The following is a 22,462-nucleotide window of genomic DNA, read 5'->3' on the forward strand; positions in this document are numbered from 1 at the left end:
TAGTCGTTATTAAAGAGACCCCTTAAAATAAGTTGTTTTCCCCCATGCTTAAGGAATGCATATTGTGCGTTCTTTAAGCTTTTTTAACTAATTCATAATAAAGGAATGAAAACAGTGACTAAAAAGCATTTCCCAGAACTAGTGACGAAACGCCTCAAATTAAGAGAATTGGATGAAGAAGATTTACCTGCTTTATTATCCATCTTCTCAAACCCCCACACTATGAAATACTATGGTAGTGACATGATTAGCAATCTAGAAGAAGTAGAAGGAATGTTAATGAGCTTTAGAAAAGGGTTTGATAATCAACAGGCGATTCGATTTGGCATAGAGTGTCGAGAAACTGGTAACTTAATTGGCACATGCGGCTTCCATAACTGGGCAAAGAGAGTTAACCGAATAGAGATAGGTTATGAGTTAAAACAAGAAGAAGAAGGCAAAGGTTACATGACAGAAGCTTTAACAGCTATCATCTCCTTTGCCTTCCGTGAATTACAGATTAATCGTATTGGTGCGTTAATTCACCCTGATAATACAACTTCTAGGAAACTCGTTACCAAGCTAGGATTCCAAGAAGAGGGTCTCCTGCGAGACTATATATATGCTAGCGGGAACTACATGGATTTACTCATGCATTCTCTTTTAAAGAAAGATTGGTCAAGTTTATAAGACGGGTGAGAAGAGCCTTGCAAAAGATTCTTTCGTGCGATGCTTCAAGCCGCGTTTGCTGTAGGAGTCTTTAGTAACTTTGACCGAGTCATTTATGTCGTTTTTGTATGCTTCTACAAGATCATTTACCGTGCTGGCTTGAAATAGAAACAAGTTAACTTCGAAATTTAGATTCATGGATCGCATATCCATGTTCGCTGTTCCAATCGTCGCAATGTCTTCATCGATAATCATGATTTTTTGATGTAAAAAACCTTTCTGATACATATAAATTTCTACACCATAATCAAGAAGTTCTGAAAAGTAGGACCTTGTACCATATTGTGTTAGAAATCCATCACTTACTTCAGGTACGATCAACCTTACTTGAATACCTCTCATTGCCGCCATCGCAAGGGCAGTCCGGATCGCTTTGTTTGGAACGAAATAAGGTGTAGCGATCCAGATCCGTTCTTGCGCAGATGTAATTAGACTGAAATAAAGATCAGACATCGCCCCTCGTTTTGTATCAGGACCACTTGCTACAAGTTGTGTACCCCCGTCCCCTTTTACTTCATACATTTCAAGGTATTTTGTTGTGTTTAATTCTTCTCCACACATGTAGAACCAGTCCATTAGGAATACTGCATGAAGGGCAGAAAGAACTTCACCTTTTACAAGAACATGGGTATCGCGCCAAAAGCGCATGTTGTTCATATCCCCAGCATACTCGTCACCGATATTAAGGCCACCAACAAAACCTGTCTTCCCATCAATAACGATAATTTTGCGATGATTGCGGAAGTTCACTGTTTGATTAAAGAAGCCATATTTGATTGGTAGGAATTGTTGTACGCTTGCACCAGCCTCCCTTAACGCTTTTTTGGAAGCTTTAGAGAGGTTATGGCTACCGATTGAATCGTATAGTACCCTTACCTCAACGCCTTTTCTTGCTTTCTCAATAAGTAAGTCAATAATAGACTTTCCTAGTTCATCAGAGCGGAACGTATAGTATTCCATATGGATATATGTTTCTGCCTTCTGAATTTCTTCTTTGATTGAAGAGAAGGTTTGACTACCGTTAAGCAATAGCTTTGTGCTAGATCTCATGCTTATTGGACTTGAAACCATTGTTGCAATTAAGTTAGAGAAGTTCTGGTTTCGTTCAGATAATTCATTCCAATGTTCTGAAGGAGGGAAGTTAACGTACTGTTGGAAGAACTTAAGTCCATTTGATCGTTTTTCTTTAAATAAGTGTCCTTTCACTTCGAGTTGGCCAGAAAATAGGAAGAATACGTACCCAATGATTGGAAAGAAAATAAGAACATAAATCCAAAGTAATGTTTTGTATGGCGAACGGCCCTCTAGTAAAAGAACAAATATAATGGAAAGTAAAATGACACTATACGTTATACCAGAGATCCACTTCCATTGAGGTGACAAAGAAGTGAAGAATATTATTGAAAGTGAAGAAGTCATTACTATAAAGAAAATAATTTGTCTTGTTTGCTTCATAAATAGCCCACCTAAGAAAAATTTTTGGACGAAAAAAAGTAAGGGCAATGCCCTTACTCCGCTTCGTTTGTCTTTCGCTTCACGCGGTAGCGGCCCCACAAATCAATAAGCTTGTCACCAATTTCAGTTAATTGAGAATCAGATGTTTCACGCTGTGGATTTGGCGTGTTTTTAATTGATGAGAATAGCTTTTTGAAAGGTTCAGGTGAAGCCTTAGCTGTTTCAATAACACTTTGCACCGTTTCCTTCTTCGTTTGAATCCCATTAGATATTGTAGAAGTAGTTTCTGTTAATTGGTTTGTTTCATCGTTAATTTTATCAACTTTTTCTTGAAAACGTGCAGCAGTTTCAGAAAGATCCGTTAATGATTTCTTCGTTTCTTTTAGATTATTTACTGCTATGTAACCTAAGTAGACAAGTGATAGAACGACAATTGCAATACTTATATATACGATAATCATCTCGATACCTCCTAGTCGCTTGTATTAGGGTTAATTTACCCTTCAAAACCTATTCACAAACAATTTATCTCGAAATAATTTACTCAAAATTGAAACGATTAGTTATTGTATTACGTAAGAAGAGAATGGAAGGGGAGATCAGAAATGAATCGATATTCAATTGAAGAATTTATACAGTCAACTGAACAGAAGGATAAAGGCGAGGGGTTCTTTGAACTTGAGACACCGAGAATTCTTGAAGTGAATTTAAATGGGCGTGTATGGACTAAAGCAGGCGGTATGATTACGTATAATGGTGAAATTAAATTTGAAAGAGAAGGTATCCTTGAGCATGGGTTAGGGAAAATGTTCAAGAAGGCACTAACAGGTGAAGGTGCATCGCTGATGAAAGCACAGGGAAATGGGAAGCTATATCTTGCGGATGCAGGGAAAAAGATTTCCATTATTCATTTGGGTCATGGCGAATCAATTAGTGTGAATGGGAATGATTTATTAGCATTTGAAGATGGAATTGAATGGGATATAAGAATGATGAAACGGATTACAGGTATGATGGCCGGTGGTTTATTTAATGTAACATGTAAAGGACCAGGTATGGTTGCTATAACAAGTCATTATGAGCCTCTAACGATTCGGGTAACTCCTGGAAAGCCTGTCATTACAGATCCTAATGCAACAGTAGCATGGTCTGGTCACCTTGACCCAAAATTTCAAACGGATATATCCTTGAAGTCCTTCTTTGGCAGAGGTAGTGGAGAGTCCGTTCAAATGAGATTTGAAGGCGATGGGTTTGTTGTGGTACAGCCATTTGAAGAAGTTTATATGCAGAACAGTCAAGGATAAAATGGAGTCAATTTTAACGCAAAGTGAACGAGACGCAGGTGTGAAATTACTTGATGGTCGTCCATATTATCTAGCGGTTGAAAATCTGGAGAAGTTAGAACCAGATGATGAGCTGGAACACTTTATTAAACGACTGGAAGAGTTAGCTCTGAAAGAACAAGTTCAGCACGTTACTATTACAATTGATTCATCTTTCGATAGAAACTTTCAGCAATTGAAGAAAAAGTTGTATATTTTAAAATCACGCTCATTAGAATATATCAATGATCTTTCTATGGAAACCCTTTCCTATAATTATAATTGTAATATCACTTTTTTATCTGCAGATGAGGTTGGAGTTGATGTGTTTCTTCATATGTGGGAGATTTCTATGAGTAGCTCAATGAATGCTCCTTCAAACTATTCCATAGAAGAACAGTATGAAGGAATGAAGCAGGAAATTGGTGTTCAATATAAAACGAGTTGTTATGCTGTCTTCAAGGAGGGGATACCGCTTGGAGTAGTTATACCAATCATTGAACCAGGAACCACAGAAGAAGGGCGCTTATTTTATTATGGATTATTACCTAATCAGCGGGGCAAAGGACTTGGTACAATTGTTCACCATATTGGATTAAAGCTTCTAAAGCAAAAGGGTGCCTCTTATTATATTGGAAGTACGGGAATAGACAATGAACCGATGCAGCAAATATTTCGAAATAACGATTGTGTACGTATTCGTGAAGTAGTTACGTTTACAAAAGCGTTCTAAATATAGCGAAACTTATCATATTATGCAGAAGGAAGTAAAATATTCCTATTGAAATTAAAAGAATTTTCTTTATAATCATACAAAAGGGTTCTCTACAAAGGAGAGTGAATGTATGATCAGTTTAGAAAAAGGAAACCTTCTTAAAAGTGATTGTACCGTTATAGCTCATCAATGTGACTGTTTTAATGCCATGGATGTTGGTATTGCAAAGTCAGTAAAGGAAACGTACCCTGAAGCAGCAAAAGCAGATGAAGACTTTCCATTTTCGCCGAAAAAAAAGCTCGGTAAGTGCTCGTTTGCTTTAAGCCGTGATAATAAACGAATCATTGCGAATTTATACGGTCAATATAAACCTGCAGGACTTCAAACAAATTATCCTGCGTGGCTTAAATCGTTTGAACATATGATTAAAGAATTAAAGCCATTCGAAGAAAAAGGATTTAAAATAAAGATTGGTTGTGGAATCGATAAAGATGACCTAATCAATGTAAAGAAGTCTCTTGAGAAGCTTTCAAAAAAATATGAGAAACCAATACATGTGTACTATTCTTAAGTGTAACGCCCCCGTCATGGGGGCGTTTTTCTTTTGAAAGATACTTTTTCTATATTTAGTAAGATAGAATCAAAAATGTAAAATAACACCATTATCCCGTTTGTAAAAGAGATATCGTGGAATACAACGAGTGTAGCGGAAACCAAATAAAAATTAAATGAAAGGAGAATGTAAAGTGGCTGATAACAATAGCGACAAAATGAGTAGAGAAGAAGCAGGCCGTAAAGGTGGTAACAAGACATCAAGAGAGCATGATAAAGAATTCTATCAAGATATCGGTCAAAAAGGTGGAGAAACAACAGCTAAAGAAAATGACAAAGAATTTTATCAGGAGATTGGTGAGAAGGGCGGAGAGCAAACCTCCAAGAATAAAGACAAGGAATTTTATCAAGAGATTGGAGAAAAAGGCGGTAAGAAGAGCGGTTTTCAAGACAGTTAACTTGTTCTCTTATGTTGTATAGTTACCTTTCTACTAGAACATTGTTTTCATGACGACTGAAGGTGTGTTACTTAAAATAATTAACAATACTTGAGGAGGATTCAAGATGACGAACAATAATGACAAAATGAGTAGAGAAGAAGCAGGCCGTAAAGGTGGTAAAAAAACAGCAAGGGAACATAATAAAGATTTTTACGAAGATATTGGACAAAAAGGTGGAGAAAAGACAGCTAAGGAACATGATAAAGAATTTTACCAGGAAATTGGAGAAAAGGGTGGAAACAAAACATCCAATGAACATGGTAAAGAATTTTATGAAGATATCGGTGAAAAAGGCGGAAAGAAAACAGCTAGAGAGCATGATAAAGAGTTCTATCAAGAAATTGGAGAAAAAGGCGGAGAGCAAACCTCCAAAAATCAAGATAAGGAATTCTATCGTGAGATTGGAGAAAAAGGCGGTAAGAAAAGCGGAGGAAATCAGAATTCATAATGAACGAGCGGAGGGTTATCCCTTCGCTTTTTTATATAAGGATCTTTTCTAAAAGGGTCTTTTTTCAAAGATTGTTGCTTTTGAGAGAATTTTTGTATTAAGAATCAAACTTGGCTGATTGGAGCGGAAAGCGAGCATCCTGAAGCAGAATTCCCCCCTCACTCTTATAGCAACAATGTCTACGATAAGAGTCTTAAAATAATTAGAACGATAGAAATCCCCTTCACGAATTCGTGAAGGGGATTTCTATGTATATTCATTAAAATGTGCGTTCTTCTTCAACTTCATGCTGTTCGTTTAGAATTAGCAAGCGGCTAGGTGTGTCTTCCTGAGCTAGTTCTTCTGCTTTCTCAATCGCAGTTGAACGCATTTTGTATAAGTCTGTTGGTGCAATGTCCTCAATTTTAACGTACCAACCTGTTACATCTTTATTTGGTGCTACTGTATATTCCTTCATGGGAAATATCCTCCTTTAAACTGTTGTAGTAATACTATTTCCCAACTAAAAGAGAGCTAAAACATAGTTTTCGATACAATAAAAAAATCAGCGTATATACGCTGATTTTATTGCGGTCTTGTTGTGATGTAAAAACCGACTATGAAAGCGATTGGCACAGCCCATACCATAAACGCTAGTGCCCAAACAGTAAAACGGTTCCATTCTTTTTCTTTAGCAGCCAAGAGCAGACCCTCCACATTATAAGTTTAGTTCCATTATAACATGGACATAGCTAAATTATGTGTGAACATACTAAATTCTTGGAAATTCAAGACACGAGTCGAATTGTTAAAGGGTAACGATATGTTTCGCCTTGATTAGATTTAACTGATGCAATAATAATAAACACAAGATGGAAAATGAAAAGAACAGGTAGCAGAATAAGCCCAATTATTACAATACTTAAAATCCCGAGAATAAGGGTATAGATGGTCATACTAATTTGGAAATTTAATGCCTCTTTTCCTTGATTATCGATAAATGGATCAGATTCTCTTTTAATTGACCATATGATTAAAGGCCCGACAATATTTCCGAAAGGGACTAAGTAACCTGATAAGGCAGAGAGATGTGCAAACATGGCCCATGTGCGTGCTTCCTGATTAGGAGTAGTTGCATCTTGTTTATCCAATAGAATCCCTCCTGATAAAGCTATCTATCATCAGCATATTAAGGAGTAAGAAAGGATATTCTTAGGGTGTTTTATATTAAATTAAAAACGGAAACCAGATGGTTTCCGTTAATTAGGATTGTAACTTATGTGGTAAGAAGCACGTGAACTTCCTATCATTAGTTCGTTAGTCTGGTGGTTCACTTCGTTGATATTCTCTAGTGGAATTTCAAATAATGAGTGTGGAAGTGGAACAGTAGCCTCATCGGAGATCACTTTACCTTCTCCCTTAAGCTGAAGAAGTGTTGATGCTGTGTAGTCATCAACGGTCTTACCACGATGTAGAAATGCAAAGTCATCAATCTTCATAATTATCTTATCCACATCGTCTTGTTCTTTCTTCTCAATAATTAAATGTCCACCAACCCATTCAGTAAGCGTAGTACGAATTTCTGTTAACATTGTTGAAGTTTCCATACTATTCACCTCACCATTAACTTCCCCATTTTGAAGGTAGATAAACCGTTACTCTGAACTTGTAGAAGAGTAGATGCTATACTTAAAATACGAATAGAAACAAAGGATGATTGTAATGAAGACAATTACGATAAATGATGTTCTGGATAGAGAGCTTACGCTTATTGATGTACGAACACCAGCCGAATATGAAAAATTTCATATTCCAGGGGCCATCAATTTACCGGTTTTTTCTAATGAAGAAAGGGAATTGGTTGGGACGACATATAAGCAAAAAGGAACAGAAGCAGCGAAAGTACTAGGTATATCACTTATTTCACCATATCTTCCTGAATTTTATGAGAAAGCGAAAGAACTATCTGGTGGAGAAGAATTTGCGGTTTATTGTTGGCGTGGAGGTATGCGAAGCAAAAGTTTGACTGTTATATATGACATGATGGGACTTTCATGCTATCAGCTTGAAGGTGGTATTCGTTCTTATCGTCAAAAGGTGACAGAAGGGTTAGAGCATATAGCCAATCTAAATACACCATACATTGTTCTAGAAGGATTAACTGGCACATCCAAAACTGAAATTCTAAACGATTTGGAAAATAGAGGTTATCCTGTAGTTGACCTTGAAGGACTTGCTGCTCATCGAGGATCAGTATTTGGAAGGGTTAACTTGCCTGAGCGAAGTCAGAAGGAATTTGAGGCAAAGCTCTATCACAGATTAAAGGAGATTGGAGATACCGCTTTTTATATTATTGAGTCTGAAAGCAAGCGACTTGGAAATATTATTATTCCTGACTTCATTCTCGATGGAAAACAAAAAGGGACGCGTATTCAAGTCCACGCCCCGCTTTCTTATCGAATTCAAACGATCCTAAATACGTATCATCCTGAACAACATAAAGTTGAGATTATGAGAGGCATTAACAAGATCGAGAAGCGTTTTTCTGATGAAGATCGAGATGAAATCTACTCAGCAGTTGAAGACAACAATTATGCCTCAATTGTGGAGAGATTATTGCTTCATTACTATGACCCGCGGTATGAGCACAAAGCATATGAAAACGAAGGTGACATTGTTAATCTTTCTTATAAAACACTCGAAGAAGGATGTCGGCTTGTCCAGAATGAAGTGGATCGATTGGGAACTATGCTTCGATCAGAAGGCGAGAAAGTTTCGCTTTAATTGATTTTCTTTCTTCTGGTAGCTGTTCATTGTTATATCGTTCAATAAGGTCGTCAATTCGTTTGAAATACAAATTACTAACCCATGCCACATAACTTTTATAAACAGGCGACTTCAGGAAATGGATAAGCATGTTGTCGTCTGGACCGAAGTAATAGGATTTGTCGTCAAAAAAAGTAAAAAAGCGAGTGAATGATAATTTCGTAAATGAGTTGTCCATTTCAAATCGAAACCTGTTTAGTGGATCAGGAATTAAGCGAATAGTAAAAACGTCATCATTATCGAACATTTCTTTCGGTGTGGGTAAAATTAAATAAGGGTAGTCTCGATCATCAAGGGCAATGAAGAAATCTCCAGGCGACTCGTGACAGGTAGGGACTCGTTTGACGGTCGTTTCAACAATCAATTGATAGACGGAATCATTCATTGGTAATCCTCCCTTTTATAATCTATCATCATTGTTACCGTACTAGTAAACTTGTATACCCTTTGTCGAAAAGTAGTTTATTACAATCTATTATCCAACCCTTAAAAAAATTCCTTTATTTCAAATATTACAATTCAAAAGGCTGTTTTTGCAGACATTGTTGATAAAAGAGTAATGCGTGCTTTCCGCTCCAGGATGCTCGCTTTCCGCGGGGCGGGCGGTGAGCCTCCTCGTCGCTAACGCTCCTGTGGGGTCTCACCTGTCCCGCTAGTCCCGCAGGAGTCGAGCATCCTTCCGCTCCAATCATCTAATTGGGAATTCTTATACCAACTCTTTTCAAAAACAACAATCTTATAAAAAAGAACTTTTCAAAAAAAGCTGAGACTTATGTCTCGGCTTTTTTCTTTCTAAGTATTTTAGGAAAAAGATAAGCAAATCACTTGAAAGTCAAAGATAGTCAAATTATAATAAAGTTACAAGGTCAAAGATAGTCAAAGTCAAAACAACTACTTTGCCCTTTTACTAAACAATATTTAATTTAATTCTAAGGATATATATTAAAAGGAGGCCATCATATGCTTTGTGATCATTGTCAGCAAAATAATGCGTCAGTTCAATTGAATGTTCAAGTAAATGAGAGTAGAAAACGAGTTCATCTTTGTAGCACGTGTTATACAAAAGTGATGAATGGTCAAACTGCTCCATCACCAAAGGGTCAAATAGACGATTTCTTCAACTCCTTTATGAACCCATCAAACGGTTCAACTAGTGAACACGTGCCTGAAGCAGAAACTGAAAACGGAAAAAGCGGCTTGCTTGATGAATTAGGTCGAAATCTTTCTGATGCTGCGAAAGCTGGTTTAATTGACCCTGTGATTGGTAGGGAACAAGAAGTAGCTCGCGTGATTGAGACACTAAATAGAAGAAATAAAAATAATCCAGTTCTTATCGGAGAAGCAGGTGTTGGTAAAACAGCCATTGCCGAAGGTCTTGCTCTTCGAATTTCTGAAGGAAACGTTCCTTCGAAGCTAAAAAATAAAGAAATTTACTTACTGGATGTAGCGTCTCTTGTATCAAACACAGGAATTCGAGGACAGTTTGAAGAGAGAATGAAGCAACTGATTTCGGAACTACAAAATAGAAAGAACGTCATTTTATTCGTGGATGAACTTCACCAGATTGTTGGTGCAGGATCAGCGGAAGGGTCAATGGATGCCGGAAACATTCTCAAACCAGCACTCGCAAGGGGAGAGTTGCAGCTTATTGGTGCAACTACGCTTAAAGAGTATCGACAAATTGAGAAGGACGCAGCACTTGAGCGACGTTTCCAGCCAGTCATGGTAAACGAACCGTCCGTAGAAGAAGCGATTGAAATTCTAAATGGGCTTAAGCAGAAATACGAGGATTATCATGAAGTTAGCTACACACAAGAAGCAATCAAAGCATGTGTAACATTGTCTAACCGATTCATACAAGATCGTTTCCTTCCTGATAAGGCGATTGATTTACTGGATGAAGCAGGTGCGAAAATGAACTTAACATTTGCTGAAACAAACCATGAAGAGGTTCAGAAACGTTTGCAGCAAATAGCTGTAGACAAGAAAAAAGCGACAGATGCTGAAGACTATGAACAAGCTGCTAAACTTCGAGATGAGGAGTCTAAGCTTGAGAAACAGCTTGAAGAAACAGTAAATCATTCTTCGAAGAATGAGAATGTGATTGATATAGAAGAGATTCAGCACATTATCGAAGGTAAGACAGGAATCCCTGTACGCAAACTTCGTGAAGATGAACAAACCAAAATGAAAAACCTTGCTGAAAGACTTAATACGAAGGTAGTTGGGCAAGAAGATGCCGTAAACAAGGTAGCAAAAGCGATTCGCAGAAGCAGAGCAGGTTTAAAACGTCAGAATCGACCTATCGGTTCGTTCCTATTCGTGGGGCCAACAGGTGTAGGTAAGACAGAACTTTCTAGATCTCTTGCTGAAGAAATGTTTGGAGACAGAGAAGCAATAATTCGACTTGATATGAGTGAGTACATGGAGAAACACTCTGTTTCTAAGCTCATTGGCTCACCTCCTGGATATGTAGGTCATGAAGAAGCAGGTCAGTTAACCGAGAGAGTGCGTCGCAAGCCTTATAGTATCTTATTAATTGACGAGGTCGAAAAGGCACATCCTGATGTCCAAAATATGTTCCTTCAGATTCTAGATGATGGTCGTTTGACAGATAGTCAAGGGAGAACGGTTAGCTTTAAAGATACTGTTATTATTATGACAAGTAATGCTGGTACTGCTGAACGCAAAATTACTGTAGGCTTTGATTCAGCTGAGAGCTATACAGGAGTTATGGAAAGTTTAGGAAACTATTTCATGCCAGAATTCTTGAATCGATTTGATGGTATCATTCCGTTTAATTCGCTCGAGCAAACAAGTCTTGTGACGATTGTAGATTTAATGATTCATGAATTAGATGAAAGTCTTGTTGAACAAAATATATCACTAACGATTAGTGATGATGCGAAAGTGAAACTGGCAGAATTAGGGTACAATCCAAAGTTTGGTGCACGACCTCTTCGAAGAGTGATTGAAGAACATGTTGAAGATGGAATTGCAGACCTACTCGTTGATGAGGGTGACGTAAAATCAGTCACTGTTGAACTTATTGAAGGTAACATTGTCGTGAATAAACAAGCGTAATAGTTGGAAAGGAAGTCGTTCTAAACAGAGCGGCTTTCTTTTTTTGTTACATTTTTACAAAAAGAGGGAAGTACATAAGTAGCGGTATTCCTGACCTATTCCAATTATATAGGTGTCATATAATGTCGTTTTTTGACTTCTTTTGTAATTGTGTGGCGAAAGTTCAGAATATTAGTTAAAATAAGTTGTTATATCTGCTACGTTATATAAGGAAGGTCAGGAAAGACTTCTCTACTATTTTATAAAGGAGCGAGAACAAAATGGAACTGGATCAGCTAGAAATGAACCAGACGTTACAAGAAAGTCAGCCAGAAGGAAAGACAATTCCATATTTAACAGCATTGATTGGATGGAGTCTTCCCGCAATTGAGGCCTGTGACAAGTTGAATCGGCCTTTTGTAGTGGTGGGTCCTCCTGATTTTAAGGAATATGCCGAGAAACACGACATCACTTTCGTAGGTTGGGAGTTTGACAGATTAAATGAAGGTTCTGACAAACTCTATAAGCAGCTTAAAGCATTAGGTGCAGAGGTTGCAGTCCCCCTTTATGAAGAGTGTGTCGAATGGGCAGGAGCTCTAAATTCACGCTTTAGAGAAGAGCCAAGACTTTTCAACCGTTCTCTCCTTTTAAGAGATAAGGGAATGATGAAACGTAAGGCACAGATGGCCGGTATTAAAGTTGGCGTGTTTGAAGAAGCAAGAGATAAAGAAGATGTAAAACGTTTTCTTAAAAGAGTGAACGAAGCTCTTCTGAAAGTAGATGGAGATAAATACGAACCGATTCACTGTAAGCCTCTAGATAAGGCTGGATCAGTGGGACATCGAGCTATTGATGACCCTGCAGATATTGAAGCACTAACAGACACTGATTTTCCTCTACTAATGGAAAGTCATCTAGATGGACAAGAATTCTCTTGTGAAGTTTTCGTCCACAAAGGAAAAATTCAATTTCTTAATATCACAGAGTATGTAAAGCTTGGATACTCTAACTTTGTACCGCCTTCCCCATCTCTTGAAGCGAAACGTCCAATCATTCGAAAAGCAATTGAACAGCTAATCGAAGCATTTGAAATTGAGAACGGTGTTATTCATCCAGAGTATTTTGTTATGCCTGATGGTACCCTTCATTTTGGTGAGGTAGCGGCGAGAGTACCTGGTGGACATATATTTGATTTAATTGAACGCGCTTACGGATTCAGTGCATACGAAGCTCAAATTCTTTGTAGTGATCCAAATACGACAGAAGAAGAATTAAGAGAATTCTTCCCTGCTGAAGATGAGGCGCGAGGTTATGCTGGATGTCTAATGGTTCATCCACATGTAAACTTTATTGAGGAGCTCAACATTCCGGAAGAGCTTGAAAATCATGAGTTATTTGAGAAACATGATATGTTTACACCACCTCAAGGGAAAGTGGCTGAGCGAGTAGGATTTGGAAATCATTATGGTACGATCTTCTTCTTCGGAGATGATAGTGCTGAAATGACTCGTTTACTAGTTGACTATGAAAAGTATGACTTCTATTTATAGAACATTATCTTTACCATAAAGGAGAATTTAGCATGCCATCTGAAGTAACAGAAGGAAAGATTGCAAGGTTTTCCCGCTTTTTGACACGTCTCGAAGATGCTCCTTCTTACGCGAAGTCGCGTTATCAAACAGATGTTTATCAAGAAGCAAACCGTCTCCTTGAAACAGAAGAGGGGCTTGAAGTACTTTATCAATACGCACATCGATTTGATGATGCAGGTGTTTTTCAGGACGGTCCATGGGAGGATGCATCGAAGCTGCAACCTCCACTAGTAGCAGGCTCTCTGCAGGCAAAAGGGCTTCCATATGTTATTGAGATGCTCAGCGATTTGCGTATGTTAGCCATTGCAGATGGAAAAGCCAATCATCCTAAAGTATCACAGGAAATGGCGATGGACTTCTTGAATGAAGTTATGGCTCTAAACCTGGATTTACTTTTTCCAGATGCTTCGGAGGCGTCTAGAATTGAGAAAAAGGAGAACACAGTTGAAGCACAGAGACTGTTTCGATTTATTTCACAGTATCTTTCTTCAAGCGCGCTATCGGAAACACTTATTCATGAAATTGAACGCTTAACAGCACAGCGTCCTATTACTGTGAAGCGGACTGTTTCAATGATAAGAATGGCCAAAGAAATGTTGAAAACGGAAACAAGTGACACACAGCGCAATGTCCTTGAGAAGTACATTGCTTCAGTTGAAGGGGCGTCAGAGTTAAGTAGTGCAAATCCGTTACCAAATGATTACCGTAAACAGCTGATGGCACTCTCTACTGAAGAGTTGCGTAAAGAGAGTGAAGCGCTGGGAGTTTCGATGAGAAATACGGGACTTTGCTCTCCGCAACATAGCGTTCTAGCAAGGTTTTTGAGTCGAAAATCTCCACACCTTCTTCCTATTTTGCTTCAGTTGACTGGCAAGGGGAAGGCGAATCTTGAAGAACACGCTGAACTTGTACACCAGCTTATTAAGGTAGCTCTCTTCCCTTCAACATGCCAATCGGTTTACGGTCTTGCTCTATTACTTGAAAGAGGAGTATTGTCTGCATCTCCAGTAATGCCAGGCTTAAGGCGATTGATTGAACTGGATATACGTCCTGAAGTACGGAGCGCACTCTTCAAAACAGTAGGTGAAGGAGAAGGGCTAACAGCAAACAGCATTTTACTTGCTGGAGTGATTAGTGTTCTTGGTCAACCTCTTGGGGTTGGACAGGGTCTTAATCCAACTTGTCAGGCAGCGAGAGGAATTAGTCTATGGGCTCAGCACGCCCCAGGTTATTTATTAGAGATTATTCCAAGAGCTGCACGTGATGGTGATATTGATATGGTGTTCGAAGGTATTCACATTCACTCCAAAGATCTTCATGGAGGACTTGCACCAGATCTACATCCAGAGCTTGATCCTGTATCGCTTGTACTTGTCCCGCATCTTGATCGTATATACAGCGAGATGATGAGCCGAGTCGCTCTTAGAGGAGAAGATGGGCACCGCTGGGTTAATCCAGCTTTCTATGGCGACTGGGTACAAAAAGGGTTTAGTACGGTTATCGAACCGATAACAGGTAGTGTAACGGATTATCCTGGTTTTGTTAGACTGTTTTATGCTACACATCATCCTGAATACAACGATGACTATGAACTAATCTATCCGAATCCTGTTGGCATTTTTATTACAAATGTTCATGGGAAGATGCTTGGTTTCCATGCTGTATCAATCCAAAGAATTGCCAAGAGCCCAGATGGAGAATATAGAGTTTATTTCTATAATCCGAACAATGATGGTTCGCAAAACTGGGGTCAAGGTATCGAAAGTACAGTGATGGATCAAGGAGAACTTCCTGGCGAAAGTTCTCTCCCATTCGATGAATTCACATCGAGGTTGTACGCATTTCACTATAATCCTTATGAACAGGGAGATGCTTACGCAGTGGAGTCAGAGAACGTCTCGAATGTGAAGTCAATGGCTCTAGAGAGTTGGGGTCAGGAGTACACATGGATTAGTAAATAATTAGGAGTTACAGCGCCTTGGATTTGTTTCGAGGCGCTGTTTTGTGTATAAATAAGGAAAAGAGAAGGAGGAGTTACAATGATTGAACATGTTGTATTATTTAAGTTTAGTAATGAAACAACAAAGGAACAGAAAGAAGAAGGGATGAAAAGGCTAATTCAGGTAAAGGGCAAGATTCCTGGCATTGCCGATATTCAAGCTGGAACTAACTTTTCAGATAGGAGTCAGGGCTTTGAAAGTGGATTAACGGTTCGATTTGAATCAAGAGAAGCTCTAGAAGCATATGGACCTCATCCAGCCCATCAAGAGGTAGTCGCATACTTAAAAGAAATTGGCATGACAGAAGTGTTAGCACTCGATTTTGAATGCTTGTAAGGAAGTGAAAGGAGAGAATACATATGAAAGGATTTGTGCATGGAGGCCACGCTGGAAACGAAGGATTAGCTCTTCATGATCAACTAAATGAAGTAACCCCATCAAGTGGAGAAGTGAAAATAAGACTAAAGGCGTCGGGTCTTAATCATCGTGACCTAGTGATTCCTGAGCGACACGGTGCCTCTGAACCGGATGTTGTTCTAGGATCAGACGGAGCGGGTGTTGTTATTGAAGTGGGTAGCAAAGTAAAAGATGTAAAAGTTGGCGATCATGTCCTCATTAATCCTTCACTTGGTTGGAAAGAAAATTCAGCGATTCCACCAGAAGGATTTCAAATTGTTGGGTTCCCTGGTCATGGGACGTTTGCAGAAACAATTGTGGTACCTGCTGAGAATGCTGTAGTAAAGCCTGAGTCTTTATCCTTTGAAGAAGCAGCTGTTGTTGGACTCGCTGGTTTAACCGCATATCGTGCATTATTTACGAGAGGTCAGCTTACGAGAGGTCAGACCGTATTTATTCCAGGGATAGGTGGGGGAGTCGCAACATTTCTTCTTCAATTCGCAAAAGCAGCTGGTGCAAGAGTCATTGTGAGTTCAAGAAGTGAAGAGAAGAGAGCTCTTGCACTTGAGTTAGGAGCTGACAAAGCTCTTTCCAATGAGGAAGACTGGGAAAAAGTAGCTGCACATGAACAGGTCGACCTTGTGATTGAGAGTGTTGGAGCTGCTACTTTTAATCGATCACTGAACTTATTGAAACGAGGAGGTACTCTTGTCATTTTCGGCTCCTCAACAGGAGATTCAATTGATTTTGATTTGCGCTCCTTCTTCTATGGCCAATACAATTTGCTCGGATCAACCATGGGCAGTGCAGAAGAATTTAATCAAATGATTGCTTTCGTAGAAAACCATTCAATTAAACCTGTCATTGATGAAACGTATTCGTTAGATGAGATAGAGAAAGCATTTGAGCATTTAAGCGATGCGAATCAATTTGGTAAACTAGCTGTAACGATTTAGCATGATATAGTTTTGAGAATGCAAAAAGGAAGCCGTGATGGCTTCCTTTTTCTTAGTAATAATATGGTGGATATCCGTAATACGGATAATATGGATATGGTCGATAATAAGGAATGAGACTTAGCGCTGCAATTCCTGCTAATGGGAAGAAAAAACGACCGAATCTACGATAGCGATATCGTCCATATTGTCTGTTCATGTCTGGCCCCTCATCTTCCTCGACTTCTTGAGGGATCATCATTGACATATGTTCATCATCAGAATCCATTAAAATGCCTTCATACTCCATTCCATCCTGCATTTTAACTTTCGCGTGATATTGACTGTAACGGTTACATAATTTTTTCATATCGCCTTTAAGCTCTTTCTCTTTTCCATGCATCATAGCACCTTGAACAGCTTGATTAGGCATATTACCTTGCATAGCACCTTGAACAGCTTGATTAGGCATATTACCTTGCATAGCGCCTTGAACAGCTTGATTAGGCATATTACCTTGCATAGCGCCTTGAACAGCTTGATTAGGCATATTACCCATCATAGCACCTTGGACAGCCTGGTTAGGCATATTACCTTGCATAGCACCTTGGACGGCTTGATTAGGCATGTTACCCTGCATAGCACCCTGTACGCCCTGGTTAGGCATGTGATTACCGTACATGTTCATGAGTAATTCCTCCTTTACACAACACAGGATATTCACCCATATCTAATTCAGTTCCTACTATGTTAAAGGATAGGTGCCCAAATATTGGGGGGTATGACCTATCCTTCTTGAAATTTCCATAAATAAGCTATACGATAAGTTCAAATGACCTTATATGTAGGGGTGTACGATGAGAGGATTTTATTTAACAAGAACAGAGATGGGAACATTGTTACAAGCAATACGGAATCAAGAAGCACCATTTCAAATCCTTGAAATTGCTTTAAATCGTTCAGGAAATTCAGCAGATATATATGAAATGTCGTCAGAGCTACCGCCTATTTTTGGGAAGTTACTTAAGATAGGTAAAGAAGCTTTTGGTTTATCGATTAATGAAATTGTTAGCCTTGGAAATCAACTGGAGTATGCGAGCTTCCGTTCAACAGCCGTCCAAAACTGGGTGAAGCGAGATATAAAGGATTGGATCGGTTCACCACAGCTTGGTAAAAAATATTCCATAGAACAGGCCGCTATTTTATTTATTGTTGAAGATCTAAAAAACACTCATGACTTTGAGAGCATACGACTTTTACTTCGTTATGCTTTCAATAATCCCGCTGACCGAAATGATGACTTAATTGATCCGCTAATTTTCTATACTGCTTACGCTCAGCTTTTCGAAGCGATTCATTCAGAGCTAAATCCATCTAAGAAAGACTTCACAGAGAAAGCAAGACAGTTAACATTAATCTTTGAACACTTAACGCTCAGCCAACGTGAGGATATTGAAAAACTATTAATTTCTGCAGCGCTTTCTGTTCAGGGTGCTTATTATCAAGCTCTCTCCAAACACTATCTGGAAGAGGTATGGAAATAATAATAGGCCCTTTTCCCAAGATTGTTGCTTTTGAAAGAATTTTTGTATAAAGAACCAAACTTAGCTGATTGGAGCGGAAGGTGCTCGACTCCTGCGGGACTAGGAGGCTCACCGCCCGCACCAAGGAAAGCGAGCATCCTGGAGCGGAAATCAACCACTAATCTTATTGCAAAAGCAACAATGTAAATGAAAAGAGCTTTTAGAAAATAGCCTAATAATAAAAACAAGCTAACCCATATGTCATAGGTCAGCTTGTTTTTATTTACTCTATTGTAAAATCGATAGTTGTCTTGTAATCGCCTTTTCCTTCGGTAGCTAACCAAACATCTAATTTATAAGTACCTGGAGAAAGCTGATCAATCGTTATTGGATATTCCAGAATTTCAGCCTGTTTAACTTTGAGAACTTCTTCTTGTTTAACAAAACTTTTGTCAGCGGAATAGGTTTTGAGATGAGCACCTTTTTCATTATAAAGCTTGTATTCATATTTCTGACTACTTGGAAAGGTGATTGTTTGAACTTGTTCCGTTTGATTTTGTATGGTGTATTGAAAAGTTACTTTGCCATTCTCTTTCGTCTCTAATGTTAGGGAGGGCTCCATAGAACCAGCTACAATTCCAGAGGAACCAGATACCTGTTCACTTGTGTTACTGTTTGTGTTCATTGATGAATTCTCCTCTCCGCAACCTGAAAGCATAAGGAGGACCATCGTTCCCACAGTGAAATACTTTAACATTTAATCACTCCTTTATTAACTAGACGGGTTAAGCGTACATATGGTTACAGATTTACCAGAACTAATTTAGAAAATACCTTATCATGTTGGGATTGGGTCTAGAAGGGGATAAAATGTTTCTTATACCGTATAATAGAGTGATAGCATATTAGTATAAAGGAGTTAGATAGAATGAAGCCATCGTTAGTAGATATTAATTCTAAAATACATGGCAGAAATGCAGAAGTCCTCGGTAATGAACGGTTCTTTAAATTTGCTGTACTCCTACCTTTAATCGAAAAAAATGATGAGCTTCATGTGTTATTCGAAGTGAGAGCACATACTCTTAGAAGACAACCAGGTGAAGTTTGTTTCCCAGGAGGTAAAGTCGATCGTCAGGATAATAGTCCAATGGATGCGGCAATAAGGGAAACGTGTGAAGAGCTTGGCGTAATGGAGAAAGAAGTAAACATTATGGGAGAGTTGGATTTTCTAGTTACTTCGTTTCAATCTATTGTTTATCCATTTGCAGGCGTTATAAAAGCAGGAACAAAACTATCTTCTAATCCGGATGAGGTTGAAGAAGTATTTACTGTTCCGCTTAGTCATTTTATTAATCATCCCCCTGAACGTCATGATATTCGAGTACATGTAAAGCCGGATGACAGCTTTCCCTTTCACCTTATACCGAATGGGGAGGAGTATAATTGGTCTTCTTCAGCCATGCCAGAGTTCTTCTATTACTATAAGGATTATGTGATTTGGGGAATGACGGCAAGAATTCTCTATCACTTTATTCATTTAACACAGGGAGAATAGGGTATATGTATTTCCATTGAGCCCCTATTGCCAATTTAATAAAACATGGGTAAACTAGAAAAGGTCGATTTATGTCGGTTTTTCTAGTTTATTTGTATTTCAAAATTACTAAAAGTAAATGAAAACGACAAAAATGAGATTCTCGATTCGAATCAATTAAATGGATAAAAATTATGTGCAATACATAGAGAGAAAGAAAGTAATCTAATAGGGGGAAAAGTTATGTTGTTAATTATCTTTGTTTTACTTGCCTGTTCACTTGGATTCTTTATTTACTCATATTTCGTCAAGGACTATGCTAAAGAGGTAAAAGGCCAGGTTGATGATGTTTACATTAATTTGATGAAAGAGTTAAAAACAGTGAAACAGCGTACTGAAATGCTTGAAAGCAAAACAAAATCTGTCAGTGGTGGTCACAATGAGTAAGCAAGAAGCAAAAGGAATTGCTGCAGGTCTTTTGTTCGCTGCTATTCTTTTAACAGCATATTATTTCATGTTCTCGCAAGCGACTGCTGAAGAAGGAAATCAGCTGACTGATGCCGCTGTTGAGCAACATCTTAAAGAAAACGGTATGGTTATGGTGAAGAAAGAGGAATATGATTCTCTAAAGGTAGATCAGCAAAAGGTTACGGCTGATAAACAAGAACATGAGGAAAAAGTTTCAGAAGAAGAGAAAAAAGAAGAAGCTGAATCTAATCAACCGAAGAAAGTAAGCTTTACAATTGATGAGGGGATGACTAGTCTAGAAGTTGCTCAAAGTCTCGCTGATCAGAAACTAGTTAAGAAGTCAGATGACTTTATTGATACCCTTCAGGATAAGGATAAAGAGACAGCTGTTCAACCTGGTAAGTACGAGCTTAGAACAGATATGTCTGCTTCTGAGATTATAGATGAAATAACAAGGTAATGAAAGCACCCGGCACATAGGCCGGGTGTTTTTTGTATGTTTTAGTTTATTGTAACAGCGTTAGGGGATTGAGGAACCGAGAGTTTCTCGTTAAGTGAGTAGTTTCCAATCTGATCGAATCCTGTGTTTTCAAAGAGGATGGTTTTGTAATTGTACTGAGAAGCTGCAAGCATAATGGCTTCGATTGTCTGTAATGCTTCCTCTTCTGATTGGAATTTACTGTCTTTAGTAAAGGCAATTGTCGCTTCAGATCCATCACCTTCGAAAGAATAAATGGATACGTCAGAAGGAATAGCTGGTTTATACCATGTTGCTTCTTTCGAGCCCTCTTTCATTTGTGAAAGAGCTACATCAAGCTGAGCTCCTTCTTCGCCCTGAAGACTCGGCCCTTCAACAAGAAATCGGTTTTTCGTATTTGTTTCATAAAGATAGTAAGGAGAAGGTTTATTGTTAACTGACGTGTCAGCTGGTCCAAAGTTCCCTAAGTTATAGCCTTCTTCTCCCTTGGTTTGCCAGCTGATTTCTTCAGCATTTAAGCTTGCAGCTAGTTGTTGGACGCTATCATTAATCATAATCGATTCATTTGAAGAGAGACTGTCACCAGGTTCCTCGAAACTAACGACAAGCGTTTTCGTTCCATCTTCCGTTACCACATCAAATGTTGCATTCACTAAGGGTGAACTAGCAAGACCATATTGAGATGCATCAAAGGTCGAAAGGGTGTCTTGAATATTATTTGCCATTGTTTTACTACTATCAACCTTGAATGAAATGGGGACGAGTAGCAAACTCTCTGGATCGGGATAAGAAAGAACGACGCTCTCACCATTCGTTTGTTGAAGGGCAGGTATATATTGTTCAAATTTGGCCTCTGCTTTAGGTAACGGTGGATCTTCTTCCTTCACGATCGTTGTGTTTGCTGCTAAATCATTTGAAGAATCAGATGGTGCTTCGGTTGTATTCTCAGTCTGTGAATCGTTCTCAGATGCAGCAGAATGATCTGCTAATTCGCTTTTTTCGTTTGATTCCTCAGTGATAGCAAGATTAGTTGGACCGTCGTTTTGATTGAATAATCCAGGTGTAATGAGAACAGCCAGTAGAATTACAAGTGCAGCTGCGAACGTCGGGATAACCCATGGCGTCTTTTTCTTCTTTTTTGTTCGTGATTGTGCAGGTTCATTCATTTTTTTCTGGATATTTTGATAGATGGTTTCTTTATTTCTCTGATCTTTCAATTCAGGTAGTTGGGAGAGCAGAGATTTCGTTTTATCGCTCATTATAAAACCCCCTTTAGTTGGCTATTGGTTTGTTCGTCAACGAGTTCACGAAGAGCTTTAATGGCTCTATGCTGTGTGGTTTTCACCTTACTTACACTCCAATTAAGAATTTCCGCCGTTTCATTGATCGATAATTCCTGAATGTAGCGCAGAATGAGAACCTGCTGTTGATCAAGAGTACATTCTTTCAAACACTTATAAACCCCTTGAACCTCTTCTTTTTGAACTAATATTTCATCAGGTAGTGGAGTGCTATCTTCTGTTTGTTGTTTATTGAAATCGAATTTACTTAACCATCTGGATGTTCTTCTGTTATGGGTACGTAAATAATCAATGGCAACATTTCTTGCAATTGCTAGAAGCCAAGTTTTTTCGTTGCTTCGTTCTTCATAATATTGATAAGAACGTAGTACGTTAATATACACTTCTTGAACTAATTCTTCAGCCACTGCGCGGTTCTTAACCATATAAAAGATAAATTGAAATAAGTTCGTGTGATAATGCTCGTACAAACGGTCAAAAATCTTATCCATCCTGCAACCCTCCCTCTCTCCTAAATAACTAAACGAGATTATTAATTAAAAGGTTACAGTAAGATTACAAAAAGGGGTAGATCCATTTTAACTTGATAGTGACTTAGATTTGTTCTATTAAACAAACAATAATGCAAAGTGTTTTAGTATTACACGGTTCTTCGATAGAATGGGAT

The 22,462-nt window shown here is 38.5% G+C and carries 26 protein-coding genes; 16 read left to right on the top strand and 10 right to left on the bottom strand.

What is annotated here, in order from left to right; translation table 11 throughout:
- The first annotated feature begins 114 nt into the window (after window positions 1-114).
- Window positions 115-669: a GNAT family N-acetyltransferase gene (locus FBF83_RS16270; protein ID WP_205665329.1), complete on the top strand. Its 555-nt coding sequence runs from the start codon at window positions 115-117 to the stop codon at window positions 667-669.
- Here the strand turns inward: FBF83_RS16270 and cls are convergent.
- Window positions 664-2,163 carry a cardiolipin synthase gene (gene cls / locus FBF83_RS16275; RefSeq protein WP_136948202.1) on the bottom strand — a complete coding sequence of 500 codons (1,500 nt, stop codon included), beginning with the start codon at window positions 2,161-2,163 and terminating at the stop codon, window positions 664-666. The two genes, FBF83_RS16270 and cls, sit on opposite strands and share 6 nt — an antisense overlap.
- Before the next feature lie 53 nt (window positions 2,164-2,216).
- Window positions 2,217-2,624 carry a DUF948 domain-containing protein gene (locus FBF83_RS16280; RefSeq protein ID WP_136948203.1) on the bottom strand — a complete coding sequence of 136 codons (408 nt, stop codon included), beginning with the start codon at window positions 2,622-2,624 and terminating at the stop codon, window positions 2,217-2,219.
- 144 nt (window positions 2,625-2,768) lie between these two features.
- On the opposite strand from FBF83_RS16280, the gene FBF83_RS16285 reads away from it, so the two are divergent.
- From FBF83_RS16285 to FBF83_RS16305, 5 genes are all read left to right on the top strand, one after another.
- Window positions 2,769-3,467, top strand: coding sequence for an AIM24 family protein (locus tag FBF83_RS16285; protein WP_136948204.1), 699 nt, complete (start codon window positions 2,769-2,771; stop codon window positions 3,465-3,467).
- 1 nt (window position 3,468) lies between these two features.
- On the top strand, window positions 3,469-4,218 hold the full coding sequence (locus tag FBF83_RS16290) for a GNAT family N-acetyltransferase (protein WP_136948205.1): 750 nt from the start codon (window positions 3,469-3,471) through the stop codon (window positions 4,216-4,218).
- A gap of 112 nt (window positions 4,219-4,330) precedes the next feature.
- Window positions 4,331-4,771, top strand: coding sequence for a hypothetical protein (locus FBF83_RS16295; RefSeq protein WP_136948206.1), 441 nt, complete (start codon window positions 4,331-4,333; stop codon window positions 4,769-4,771).
- Between the two features lie 175 nt (window positions 4,772-4,946).
- Window positions 4,947-5,210 (top strand): KGG domain-containing protein, encoded by a 264-nt coding sequence (locus tag FBF83_RS16300; protein WP_136948207.1) that lies wholly within the window; start codon window positions 4,947-4,949, stop codon window positions 5,208-5,210.
- 106 nt (window positions 5,211-5,316) lie between these two features.
- The gene (locus FBF83_RS16305; RefSeq protein WP_136948208.1) at window positions 5,317-5,700 is read left to right on the top strand and encodes a KGG domain-containing protein; all 384 of its coding nucleotides are present in this window, start codon (window positions 5,317-5,319) and stop codon (window positions 5,698-5,700) included.
- Between the two features lie 259 nt (window positions 5,701-5,959).
- Here the strand turns inward: FBF83_RS16305 and FBF83_RS16310 are convergent, their stop codons facing one another.
- From FBF83_RS16310 to FBF83_RS16320, 3 genes are all read right to left on the bottom strand, one after another.
- Window positions 5,960-6,157, bottom strand: a complete 198-nt coding sequence (locus tag FBF83_RS16310; protein WP_136948209.1) for a DUF2188 domain-containing protein — start codon at window positions 6,155-6,157, stop codon at window positions 5,960-5,962.
- A 310-nt stretch (window positions 6,158-6,467) separates the two neighbouring features.
- Window positions 6,468-6,830, bottom strand: coding sequence for a DUF4870 domain-containing protein (locus FBF83_RS16315; protein WP_240688136.1), 363 nt, complete (start codon window positions 6,828-6,830; stop codon window positions 6,468-6,470).
- Between the two features lie 108 nt (window positions 6,831-6,938).
- Window positions 6,939-7,286 carry a hypothetical protein gene (locus tag FBF83_RS16320; protein ID WP_136948210.1) on the bottom strand — a complete coding sequence of 116 codons (348 nt, stop codon included), beginning with the start codon at window positions 7,284-7,286 and terminating at the stop codon, window positions 6,939-6,941.
- Window positions 7,287-7,401: 115 nt separating this feature from the next.
- On the opposite strand from FBF83_RS16320, the gene mnmH reads away from it, so the two are divergent.
- Window positions 7,402-8,463 carry a tRNA 2-selenouridine(34) synthase MnmH gene (gene mnmH, locus FBF83_RS16325; RefSeq protein ID WP_169525564.1) on the top strand — a complete coding sequence of 354 codons (1,062 nt, stop codon included), beginning with the start codon at window positions 7,402-7,404 and terminating at the stop codon, window positions 8,461-8,463.
- Here mnmH and FBF83_RS16330 read toward each other — a convergent pair.
- Entirely contained in the window at window positions 8,426-8,890 is a 465-nt protein-coding gene (locus tag FBF83_RS16330; RefSeq protein ID WP_136948212.1) for a hypothetical protein, read from the bottom strand. The two genes, mnmH and FBF83_RS16330, sit on opposite strands and share 38 nt — an antisense overlap.
- A gap of 575 nt (window positions 8,891-9,465) precedes the next feature.
- Between FBF83_RS16330 and FBF83_RS16335 the strand changes: the two genes are divergently transcribed.
- From FBF83_RS16335 to FBF83_RS16355, 5 genes are all read left to right on the top strand, one after another.
- Complete coding sequence (locus tag FBF83_RS16335; protein WP_136948213.1) at window positions 9,466-11,589, top strand: ATP-dependent Clp protease ATP-binding subunit; 2,124 nt, start codon at window positions 9,466-9,468, stop codon at window positions 11,587-11,589.
- A gap of 260 nt (window positions 11,590-11,849) precedes the next feature.
- Entirely contained in the window at window positions 11,850-13,118 is a 1,269-nt protein-coding gene (locus tag FBF83_RS16340) for an ATP-grasp domain-containing protein (RefSeq protein ID WP_136948214.1), read from the top strand.
- Window positions 13,119-13,150: 32 nt separating this feature from the next.
- The gene (locus FBF83_RS16345; protein WP_136948215.1) at window positions 13,151-15,121 is read left to right on the top strand and encodes a hypothetical protein; all 1,971 of its coding nucleotides are present in this window, start codon (window positions 13,151-13,153) and stop codon (window positions 15,119-15,121) included.
- 78 nt (window positions 15,122-15,199) lie between these two features.
- Window positions 15,200-15,496, top strand: coding sequence for a Dabb family protein (locus FBF83_RS16350; protein WP_136948216.1), 297 nt, complete (start codon window positions 15,200-15,202; stop codon window positions 15,494-15,496).
- Between the two features lie 23 nt (window positions 15,497-15,519).
- The gene (locus FBF83_RS16355) at window positions 15,520-16,512 is read left to right on the top strand and encodes a zinc-binding dehydrogenase (protein WP_136948217.1); all 993 of its coding nucleotides are present in this window, start codon (window positions 15,520-15,522) and stop codon (window positions 16,510-16,512) included.
- Window positions 16,513-16,564: 52 nt separating this feature from the next.
- Here the strand turns inward: FBF83_RS16355 and FBF83_RS16360 are convergent, their stop codons facing one another.
- Window positions 16,565-17,179: a hypothetical protein gene (locus tag FBF83_RS16360; protein WP_136948218.1), complete on the bottom strand. Its 615-nt coding sequence runs from the start codon at window positions 17,177-17,179 to the stop codon at window positions 16,565-16,567.
- A gap of 169 nt (window positions 17,180-17,348) precedes the next feature.
- On the opposite strand from FBF83_RS16360, the gene FBF83_RS16365 reads away from it, so the two are divergent.
- A complete protein-coding gene (locus tag FBF83_RS16365; RefSeq protein WP_136948219.1) occupies window positions 17,349-18,035 on the top strand; it encodes a DUF1836 domain-containing protein in 687 nt (228 codons plus the stop codon).
- A gap of 262 nt (window positions 18,036-18,297) precedes the next feature.
- Here FBF83_RS16365 and FBF83_RS16370 read toward each other — a convergent pair whose 3' ends face one another.
- Window positions 18,298-18,771, bottom strand: a complete 474-nt coding sequence (locus FBF83_RS16370) for a BsuPI-related putative proteinase inhibitor (protein ID WP_136948220.1) — start codon at window positions 18,769-18,771, stop codon at window positions 18,298-18,300.
- 171 nt (window positions 18,772-18,942) lie between these two features.
- Between FBF83_RS16370 and FBF83_RS16375 the strand changes: the two genes are divergently transcribed.
- The 3 genes from FBF83_RS16375 (at window position 18,943) to FBF83_RS16385 (ending at window position 20,476) form a co-directional block, all read left to right on the top strand.
- Window positions 18,943-19,569, top strand: a complete 627-nt coding sequence (locus FBF83_RS16375) for an NUDIX hydrolase (RefSeq protein WP_136948221.1) — start codon at window positions 18,943-18,945, stop codon at window positions 19,567-19,569.
- 222 nt (window positions 19,570-19,791) lie between these two features.
- Window positions 19,792-19,995 carry a hypothetical protein gene (locus FBF83_RS16380; RefSeq protein ID WP_136948222.1) on the top strand — a complete coding sequence of 68 codons (204 nt, stop codon included), beginning with the start codon at window positions 19,792-19,794 and terminating at the stop codon, window positions 19,993-19,995.
- The gene (locus FBF83_RS16385) at window positions 19,988-20,476 is read left to right on the top strand and encodes an endolytic transglycosylase MltG (RefSeq protein ID WP_136948223.1); all 489 of its coding nucleotides are present in this window, start codon (window positions 19,988-19,990) and stop codon (window positions 20,474-20,476) included. The genes FBF83_RS16380 and FBF83_RS16385 overlap by 8 nt, the downstream gene beginning before the upstream one ends.
- 41 nt (window positions 20,477-20,517) lie before the next feature.
- On the opposite strand, the gene FBF83_RS16390 is transcribed toward FBF83_RS16385, so the two are convergent.
- Both FBF83_RS16390 and FBF83_RS16395 read right to left on the bottom strand, forming a co-directional pair.
- Window positions 20,518-21,753: a GerMN domain-containing protein gene (locus FBF83_RS16390; RefSeq protein ID WP_136948224.1), complete on the bottom strand. Its 1,236-nt coding sequence runs from the start codon at window positions 21,751-21,753 to the stop codon at window positions 20,518-20,520.
- Window positions 21,753-22,286: an RNA polymerase sigma factor SigX gene (locus FBF83_RS16395; RefSeq protein WP_136948225.1), complete on the bottom strand. Its 534-nt coding sequence runs from the start codon at window positions 22,284-22,286 to the stop codon at window positions 21,753-21,755. The genes FBF83_RS16390 and FBF83_RS16395 overlap by 1 nt, the downstream gene beginning before the upstream one ends.
- Window positions 22,287-22,462: the final 176 nt, after the last annotated feature.

Origin of the sequence: Guptibacillus hwajinpoensis (assembly GCF_005144865.1) — a bacterium.
GTDB classification, from domain to species: Bacteria; Bacillota; Bacilli; order Bacillales; family Guptibacillaceae; genus Guptibacillus; species Guptibacillus hwajinpoensis_A.

Bases quoted from the DNA above. Each gene is read 5' to 3' on its own strand.
- FBF83_RS16285 (WP_136948204.1), top strand. From the start codon at position 2,769: ATGAATCGATATTCAATTGAAGAATTTATACAGTCAACTGAACAGAAG.
- cls (WP_136948202.1), bottom strand. From the start codon at position 2,163: ATGAAGCAAACAAGACAAATTATTTTCTTTATAGTAATGACTTCTTCA.
- mnmH (WP_169525564.1), top strand. From the start codon at position 7,402: ATGAAGACAATTACGATAAATGATGTTCTGGATAGAGAGCTTACGCTT.
- FBF83_RS16335 (WP_136948213.1), top strand. From the start codon at position 9,466: ATGCTTTGTGATCATTGTCAGCAAAATAATGCGTCAGTTCAATTGAAT.
- FBF83_RS16365 (WP_136948219.1), top strand. From the start codon at position 17,349: ATGAGAGGATTTTATTTAACAAGAACAGAGATGGGAACATTGTTACAA.
- FBF83_RS16280 (WP_136948203.1), bottom strand. From the start codon at position 2,624: ATGATTATCGTATATATAAGTATTGCAATTGTCGTTCTATCACTTGTC.
- FBF83_RS16355 (WP_136948217.1), top strand. From the start codon at position 15,520: ATGAAAGGATTTGTGCATGGAGGCCACGCTGGAAACGAAGGATTAGCT.
- FBF83_RS16295 (WP_136948206.1), top strand. From the start codon at position 4,331: ATGATCAGTTTAGAAAAAGGAAACCTTCTTAAAAGTGATTGTACCGTT.
- FBF83_RS16390 (WP_136948224.1), bottom strand. From the start codon at position 21,753: ATGAGCGATAAAACGAAATCTCTGCTCTCCCAACTACCTGAATTGAAA.
- FBF83_RS16375 (WP_136948221.1), top strand. From the start codon at position 18,943: ATGAAGCCATCGTTAGTAGATATTAATTCTAAAATACATGGCAGAAAT.
- FBF83_RS16305 (WP_136948208.1), top strand. From the start codon at position 5,317: ATGACGAACAATAATGACAAAATGAGTAGAGAAGAAGCAGGCCGTAAA.
- FBF83_RS16350 (WP_136948216.1), top strand. From the start codon at position 15,200: ATGATTGAACATGTTGTATTATTTAAGTTTAGTAATGAAACAACAAAG.
- FBF83_RS16320 (WP_136948210.1), bottom strand. From the start codon at position 7,286: ATGGAAACTTCAACAATGTTAACAGAAATTCGTACTACGCTTACTGAA.
- FBF83_RS16340 (WP_136948214.1), top strand. From the start codon at position 11,850: ATGGAACTGGATCAGCTAGAAATGAACCAGACGTTACAAGAAAGTCAG.
- FBF83_RS16380 (WP_136948222.1), top strand. From the start codon at position 19,792: ATGTTGTTAATTATCTTTGTTTTACTTGCCTGTTCACTTGGATTCTTT.
- FBF83_RS16360 (WP_136948218.1), bottom strand. From the start codon at position 17,179: ATGAACATGTACGGTAATCACATGCCTAACCAGGGCGTACAGGGTGCT.
- FBF83_RS16395 (WP_136948225.1), bottom strand. From the start codon at position 22,286: ATGGATAAGATTTTTGACCGTTTGTACGAGCATTATCACACGAACTTA.
- FBF83_RS16290 (WP_136948205.1), top strand. From the start codon at position 3,469: ATGGAGTCAATTTTAACGCAAAGTGAACGAGACGCAGGTGTGAAATTA.
- FBF83_RS16345 (WP_136948215.1), top strand. From the start codon at position 13,151: ATGCCATCTGAAGTAACAGAAGGAAAGATTGCAAGGTTTTCCCGCTTT.
- FBF83_RS16385 (WP_136948223.1), top strand. From the start codon at position 19,988: ATGAGTAAGCAAGAAGCAAAAGGAATTGCTGCAGGTCTTTTGTTCGCT.
- FBF83_RS16330 (WP_136948212.1), bottom strand. From the start codon at position 8,890: ATGAATGATTCCGTCTATCAATTGATTGTTGAAACGACCGTCAAACGA.
- FBF83_RS16310 (WP_136948209.1), bottom strand. From the start codon at position 6,157: ATGAAGGAATATACAGTAGCACCAAATAAAGATGTAACAGGTTGGTAC.
- FBF83_RS16370 (WP_136948220.1), bottom strand. From the start codon at position 18,771: ATGTTAAAGTATTTCACTGTGGGAACGATGGTCCTCCTTATGCTTTCA.